Origin of the sequence: Novosphingobium sp. HR1a (assembly GCF_015594425.1) — a bacterium.
Classification (GTDB): Bacteria; Pseudomonadota; Alphaproteobacteria; order Sphingomonadales; family Sphingomonadaceae; genus Novosphingobium; species Novosphingobium resinovorum_A.
Genome location: NZ_JABXWS010000031.1, coordinates 51,437 through 58,182, shown reverse-complemented (window position 1 = coordinate 58,182; position 6,746 = coordinate 51,437). Strand labels below are relative to the sequence as shown.

Genomic DNA, 6,746 nt, shown 5'->3' with positions numbered 1-6,746 from the left:
TCCTCAGCGACGACGACCCGCGTTTCAGCCTCGGCAACGTCGAGGATTATCGCCACTTGTCCTATGCCAAGCTGAAGACCGACGTGAGCGATCGGCTGGCCCGGGGCGCGATCGAGATCGGCCTTGTCGGCGATATCGACGAAGACGCCGCGATCGCGCTGGTCGCCCGCACGTTCGGCGCCCTACCCGCGCGCGAGACGGTCTTCCACGGCGAGACCGGCCAGCCCCCGCGCCTCTTCGCGAAGGATCGCTCGGCGCGGATCGTGCGGCATACCGGCCCGGCCGATCAGGCGCTGCTGCGCATCACCTGGCCCACGCGCGACGATGCCGATCCGGTCGAGGCGCTGGAACTCGAACTGCTGGAGCGCGTCATGCGCGTCGAGCTGACCGACCAGCTGCGCGAGGCGCTGGGGAAGGCCTACTCGCCCTCGGCATCGAGCCAGCTTTCGCATGAGTGGAAAGGCTATGGCACCTTCTCGGTCAACGCCTCGGTGGACGTCGCCGAAGTGCCCGCGACACGCGCGGCGATCCGGCAGGTGCTGGACGATCTGCGCAAGGCCCCGGTCAGCACCGACATCCTGCTGCGCGCGCGGCAGCCTATGATCGAGGGCCTCGCCAACGCGCTCAAGAGCAATGCCGGGTGGATGGCGCTGGTGGACCACGCTCAGTCCGAGCCCGATCGGATCGAGCGTTTCCAAAATGCGCGCGAACGGCTGCTGGCGCTTACCCCGGCGGACGTGCAGGCGATGGCGCAGCGCTACCTTGCGCCAGAGGCCGGGCTGGAGGTGCTGGCGCTGCCGAAGGATGTGACGGAGCCGAAGTAAGCCCCCACACACCTCGTCATTGCGAGCGTAGCGAAGCAATCCAGGGCTGTCTTGAGCCGCCCTGGATTGCTTCGCTACGCTCGCAATGACGGACGGAGGGGCTACCGCGCATGGTTGGTTCGCGTGGGTTGCCCAGTCCGCTCCGCCCAATCGACGATCAGATCATCATACAGCTTCTGATCGATCAGGTCGTACTTCTCCGGGAAGTTACGGAAAGCATCCATCGCGCTGGCGACCGAGCCGGTCTCCATCAGCTCGCGCGCCATCTTGAGGTGGTTCACCGCCGCCGAGACCCAGCCCCACCCGGTCGAAAGCGTGAAGCGCGTGTCCGGCAAATTGAACCCGAGCGTGCAGACCGGGATCGGCATATGCGGGATGACTTCGGCCTGCTGTTCCGGCGGCGCGCTGGCGAAGACCACCGCATCAGCGCCCGCCTCGGCATAAGCGTGCCCCCGCCGGATCGCTTCTTCCACCGAGCCCGAACCGCCGCCGCCATTGGCGCTGGTGTAGAGTTCATCGCAGCGCGCGATGATCACCAGGCCCGAATCGCCCCGCGCCTTCACCCCGGCCTCGATCCGGCACTGCATTTCCTCGATCGAGCACAAGCCGTTGACGTGCTTGGAATGCTTGGGGTTCACCTCGTCCTCGACGTGATACCCGGCGATCCCCGCCGCAACGTACATCTTCGTGAAGCGGTATGCATCGGCCACCGTCTCGCCCAGCGTATCGGCGTCGGCGATCAGCGGAATATCCATGGCCTGCGCGATGCGGCCCGCCTGATCGATCTGCTCGATCTGGCTGAAGATGCCGTTGTCGGGCACCGCATAGTGAAATGCCGAGCAGGCATGGCCGCCCAGATACGCCGCCTTGAACCCGACCTGCTGGACGATTCGCCCGGTGAGCGCGCTGTAGGCCTCGGCGGCGACAAAATGCTCGCCGTTCTCGATCAGCGCGCGCAGCTTCTCACCCGGTGTCGGCATCGTCGGCTCTCCCTCTTTCGAACGGAGGGCTCGCACGAAGCCGCCGGGCGGGCAAGCGGGTCAGGCGGGTATCGGCCCCGCGTTGTTGCCGATCCGCTCGAGCGCGGGGACGAGTTGGTCGAAATGATCGATCACCGCCGCTGCGCCCAGTTCGCCCGGCGGCAGGTCGTTGAAACCGAAGCTGACCGCGATGCACGGCAGCCCCGCCGCCGCCGCCGCGCGGGTGTCGTACGTGGTATCGCCGACATAAGCCGCACGCCCTTCCCCGCCGCGTTCCAGCATGAGCTGCAGCAGGTCGGGACGCGGCTTGGCCCGGCCGGGGCCGAGGGTGTCGCCGCCGATCACCGTGTAGAACCGCTCCGACAGGCCGAGTTCGCCGAAGATCTTCGTGGCGAACCGCTCCAGCTTGTTGGTGACGACGGCGATCTTCACGCCGCGCGCCGCCAGTTCGTCCAGCATCGCCGCGCCGCCGGGGAACAGGCAGGTCTCGACCGCGATGTTCGCCTCATAGAAGGCGAGCAGCGCATCGTGCAGTTCCTCGAAGCGCACATCGTCCACCGCGCCGCCCGTCGCGACGAGCGCATTGGCGAGCATCTTGCGCGCGCCGCCGCCCACGAACCCGCGCACTTCCTCGCGCGGGACGGCCCGGCGGCCTTCCAGAGAAAGAGCGTGATTGACCGCGTGGCCAAGGTCACCGAGGCTGTCGAGAAGAGTTCCGTCGAGGTCGAAACCGACGATCTGAAAAGGAAAGCTGGTCATTGCACCAAGCAGTGCAGGCTCGGGATGGAAACCGCAACAATTTGCTGGCAGGAGAGCACCCATGACTTTGGCCAGTAACCCCCTCGCAATCGTCGTCCTCGCCGCCGGCAAGGGCACCCGCATGAAGAGCGACCTGCACAAGGTGCTCCATCCCGTAGCCGGCCGCCCGATGCTGGAACATTTGCTGGCGAGCGCCGCGCAGTTGGCTCCCGAGCGGCAGGTCGTGGTCGCCGGGCATGGCCGCGAGCAGTTGGAAAAGGCGCTGGGCAGCCGCGCGACGATCGCGGTGCAGGAACCGCAGCTCGGCACCGGCCACGCCGTCCAGCAGGCCGAGGGCGCGCTGGCGGGCTTCGACGGCGACGTGCTGATCCTCTACGGCGACGTGCCCTTCGTGCGCGAAGAGACGATGCGCGCGATGATCGCCCGCCTCCATGCCGAGGATGCCCCGGCAGTGGTCGTGCTCGGCTTCCAGCCCGAGGACCCGCTGCAGTACGGCCGTGTGCTCGCCCATGACGACGGGCGCATCGCGATGATGGTCGAATACAAGGACGCCACCGAGGAACAGCGCGCCTGCCGCTTGTGCAACTCGGGCCTGATGGCGGTGAAGTCGGCCGATCTGTTCGACCTGCTCGCCAAAGTCGGCAACGAGAACGCCCAGGGCGAGTATTACCTCGTCGATATCGTCAATATCGCCACGCTCGAAGGACGCGCCTGCGCGGTGATCGTAACTGACGACCCGGACGAAGTCGGCGGCATCAACAGCCGCGGCGAACTCGCCGAAGCCGAGGGCCGCTGGCAGAAGGCGCGCCGGGTTCAGGCCATGGCCGATGGCGTGACGCTGATCGCGCCGGAAACCGTGTTCTTCGCCTGGGACACGAAGCTCGGCCGCGATGTTACCGTCGAGCCCAACGTGGTGTTCGGCCCCGGTGTGAGTGTCGCCGATAACGTCGTCATTCACGCCTTCTCGCACCTCGAGGGCGCGACGCTCGAAAGCAGCGTCGCCATTGGACCTTACGCTCGCCTACGGCCCGGCGCGGTGCTCAAGGCCGGGTCCAAGATCGGCAACTTCGTCGAGATGAAGAACGCCGTGCTGGGCGAAGGCGCGAAGGCCAACCACCTGACCTACCTCGGCGACGCGGTGGTCGGTGCGGGCGCCAACATCGGCGCGGGCACGATCACCTGCAACTACGACGGCTACTTCAAGCACAAGACCGTGATCGGCGAACGCGCCTTCATCGGCTCCAACAGCGCGCTGGTGGCGCCCGTGAAGATCGGCGCCGACGCGATCGTGGCGGCGGGCAGCGCGGTCACCCGCGACGTGGCGGACGGCGAACTGCGCCTCGTTCGCGGGGAACAACTGGTCAAGCCCGGCTGGGCCGACCGCTTCCATGATGCCATGAAGAAGAAAAAGGCCGAGTTGAAAGGCTGAGCTGACGTCAAAGGACAGCGCCCGTCATCCCAGCGAAGGCTGGGACCGCTGGCCGCGTAAAGCCCAACCCACGGCTGCAAAGTGCTAACGCAACGTAGCGCCTAAAGATTTGCCAGCGGTCCCAGCCTTCGCTGGGATGACGGGCTTTGTCTTCAAACGCCTTGCTGTCTTACGATCCAATCACCTTCCTGCGCGCGATATTGCTCAGCTCTACTTTGGCGATCTCGCTCTTGGGGTCATACTGCAGCGACTGGTCGTAGAACTTCTCCGCCTCGTCATACTGCCCCATCGCCGCCTTGGTGAAACCCATCCCCCGCAGGGCGCGCGCCGCTATCCGTGCGTCCTTGCCGGTCGTGGACTTGTCGACCACGGCCCACGCCTTGGCGAACAGATCGTAGCTGCCCTGCCAGTCCCGGCGCGATTTGAAGAGTTCGGCATATTCGTTGGCGAAATGGGCATTGCCCGGCGCCATCTGCGAGGCCTGCCGCAATTCAGCCTCGGCAAGATCGCCGCGACCGAGATCGATGAGCGCGAAGCCCTTGCCGAAATGCGCCTCGCACAGCGCGGAATCGACTTCGACAGTGGCACCGGAAGCCGCTCCGCCATCACGGCAAAGGCGTGGGCGCAAATCGCCGGAAAGCCGCTGGTCGGCATCGGCGATGACCTTGTCGAACAGCTTGACCGCCTGCGCCTGCTTGCCCTGACGGATCAGATCGTAGCCCTGCTGGACATGCGCGGCCGCATCGAAGCGGGTATCCGTCACCCGCGCGGCGGGTGCGAAACTGGCCGCCACAAGATGCGGCTGTTGCTGCACGGGTTCGGCATGAGCCGTTCCCGCGATGAAAATCGAAACAAGAACGGAAGACGCAATTCGAGCGTTCATCGGTGTTTTTCCTCTCCCCAAAACACCGATACCGCGCCGGTCTGTGCCGAGCCCTTCTACGTGGGCCAATCGTCAGACAGTGTTCGTTGAACTGCGAAGAATATCCGACCGGCGCGGTTTGACAAGTCATCTTGCCGAAATCAAACCCTCGTCTCATCGCACATGGCCCGCTGGTGGGCCGACGACGGAGATTTTCGATGGCAAACAGCCCCTGGAGCCATACGCGCAGTTCATCGCTTTCCGACGACGTCGATTTCGAGATCAAGGGCCAGGAACTCCAGTTCGTCGAGATCGAACTCGATCCCGGCGAAAGCGCGGTGGCCGAAGCCGGGGCGATGGTCTGGAAGGACGCCTCCATCGACATGACCACCGTGTTCGGCGACGGCTCGGCGGATCAGGGCGGCGGCTTCATGGGCAAGCTGCTGGGCGCGGGCAAGCGCCTCGTCACCGGCGAGAGCCTGTTCACGACCGTCTTCACGCATCGCGGCTCAGGCAAGGCACGCGTATCCTTCGCGGCGCCGATCCCCGGCTCGATCCTGCCGATCAAGCTGGACGAAGTCGGCGGACGGTTGATCTGCCAGAAAGACGCCTTCCTGTGCGCCGCGCGCGGCGTGTCCATCGGCATCCACTTCCAGCAGCGCATCATGACCGGCCTGTTCGGCGGCGAAGGCTTCATCATGCAGAAGCTGGAAGGCGACGGCTGGGTCTTCGTCCAGATGGGCGGCACCGTGATCGAGCGCGAGCTTCGCGCCGGAGAAGAACTCCACGTCGATACCGGCTGCGTCGCCGCCTTCCAGCCCAGCGTGGAGTTCGACGTGGTGCGAGCAGGCTCCGTCAAGTCCATGATTTTCGGCGGGGAAGGCGTGTTCTTCGCCCGCCTGCGCGGCCCCGGCAAAGTCTGGATCCAGTCGCTGCCGTTCTCGCGGCTCGCCGGGCGGATGCTGGCGGCGGCAGGCTCGACCGGCGGTCAGAACCGCGGCGAGGGATCGCTGCTGGGCTCGCTGGGCAACCTCATCGACGGAGATTGATGACGCGAATGTAATGTGCAGGACAGCGCCCGGTCATCGGCGATCCGGCACTGTCCTGCCATGGCTCACGATACATCCGCCTTGCCGATGATATCACGATATGATATCGCGATATCATGACGCGTATTCTCGCAGACCTGCCCGACGAGGACATCCGCTGGCTCGACGCCCGCGCGGCCGAACTCGGCCAGTCGCGCGCTTCGGTCCTGCGCGAGGCGGTATCGACCTACAAGGCCCAGGCGCAGCCGGCGAGTGGCAAGGACTGGCTGGATCAGGCTTTCGGCATCTGGAAGAACCGCCAGGACATCGGCGATTCAATAGATTGGCAACGCCGCGAGCGCGCTTCGTGGACCCGGCCGTGGGATGACGACTACGAAGAGGTGAAGGCCGAATTTCCGGACCTTTTCGACGAGCAGGATGACCGCGAACGCGCGCATTATCTCGCCCAATCCGGCCGGAAGCCGTCTGCAAAATGAGCGGTTATTCGTTCGACAGCAATATCCTGATCGATGCGCTGAACGGTTTTCCGCCCGCCCACGCCGAGATCGCACGTGTTGATCGGCCCTGCATAAGCAGGCTGGTCTGGACTGAGGTACTTTCCAAGGAAGGCGGCGCGACTCTAAGAAACATAGAGATATTCCTGTCGGGCTTCCTGATCGAGGAAGTGGACGCGGAGATCGCCCGCCATGCCGCAGCGCTACGACGGGAGCGACCGAAACTGAAATTGCCCGACGCGATCATCCTGGCCTCCGCGCAAGTGCGCCAGCGCATTCTGGTTACACGAAATACCAAGGATTTTCCGGCAAGCATGCCGGGCATCCGCGTCCCCTACTCTCTCTAGAC

General features: G+C 65.1%; 8 protein-coding genes. 5 read left to right on the top strand and 3 right to left on the bottom strand.

Features of this window, described 5'->3' with window-relative positions:
• Positions 1–824: pitrilysin family protein (locus HWN72_RS06270; protein WP_211149977.1), on the top strand; the 824-nt coding region annotated here is incomplete at its 5' end.
• A gap of 101 nt (positions 825–925) precedes the next feature.
• Here the strand turns inward: HWN72_RS06270 and HWN72_RS06265 are convergent.
• The gene (locus tag HWN72_RS06265) at positions 926–1,804 is read right to left on the bottom strand and encodes an oxaloacetate decarboxylase (RefSeq protein WP_069707665.1); all 879 of its coding nucleotides are present in this window, start codon (positions 1,802–1,804) and stop codon (positions 926–928) included.
• A 60-nt stretch (positions 1,805–1,864) separates the two neighbouring features.
• Complete coding sequence (locus HWN72_RS06260) at positions 1,865–2,563, bottom strand: HAD-IA family hydrolase (protein ID WP_069707664.1); 699 nt, start codon at positions 2,561–2,563, stop codon at positions 1,865–1,867.
• 61 nt (positions 2,564–2,624) lie between these two features.
• Between HWN72_RS06260 and glmU the strand changes: the two genes are divergently transcribed.
• The gene (gene glmU, locus HWN72_RS06255; protein WP_069707663.1) at positions 2,625–3,992 is read left to right on the top strand and encodes a bifunctional UDP-N-acetylglucosamine diphosphorylase/glucosamine-1-phosphate N-acetyltransferase GlmU; all 1,368 of its coding nucleotides are present in this window, start codon (positions 2,625–2,627) and stop codon (positions 3,990–3,992) included.
• 169 nt (positions 3,993–4,161) lie between these two features.
• Here the strand turns inward: glmU and HWN72_RS06250 are convergent, their stop codons facing one another.
• Positions 4,162–4,875, bottom strand: coding sequence for a tetratricopeptide repeat protein (locus tag HWN72_RS06250; protein ID WP_069707662.1), 714 nt, complete (start codon positions 4,873–4,875; stop codon positions 4,162–4,164).
• Between the two features lie 197 nt (positions 4,876–5,072).
• Between HWN72_RS06250 and HWN72_RS06245 the strand changes: the two genes are divergently transcribed.
• The 3 genes from HWN72_RS06245 (at position 5,073) to HWN72_RS06235 (ending at position 6,744) form a co-directional block, all read left to right on the top strand.
• Positions 5,073–5,903 (top strand): TIGR00266 family protein, encoded by an 831-nt coding sequence (locus HWN72_RS06245; RefSeq protein WP_008832307.1) that lies wholly within the window; start codon positions 5,073–5,075, stop codon positions 5,901–5,903.
• 116 nt (positions 5,904–6,019) lie between these two features.
• Entirely contained in the window at positions 6,020–6,379 is a 360-nt protein-coding gene (locus HWN72_RS06240) for a ribbon-helix-helix protein, CopG family (protein WP_069707661.1), read from the top strand.
• Positions 6,376–6,744, top strand: coding sequence for a type II toxin-antitoxin system VapC family toxin (locus HWN72_RS06235; protein WP_069707660.1), 369 nt, complete (start codon positions 6,376–6,378; stop codon positions 6,742–6,744). The genes HWN72_RS06240 and HWN72_RS06235 overlap by 4 nt, the downstream gene beginning before the upstream one ends.
• The last annotated feature ends 2 nt before the right edge of the window (positions 6,745–6,746 follow it).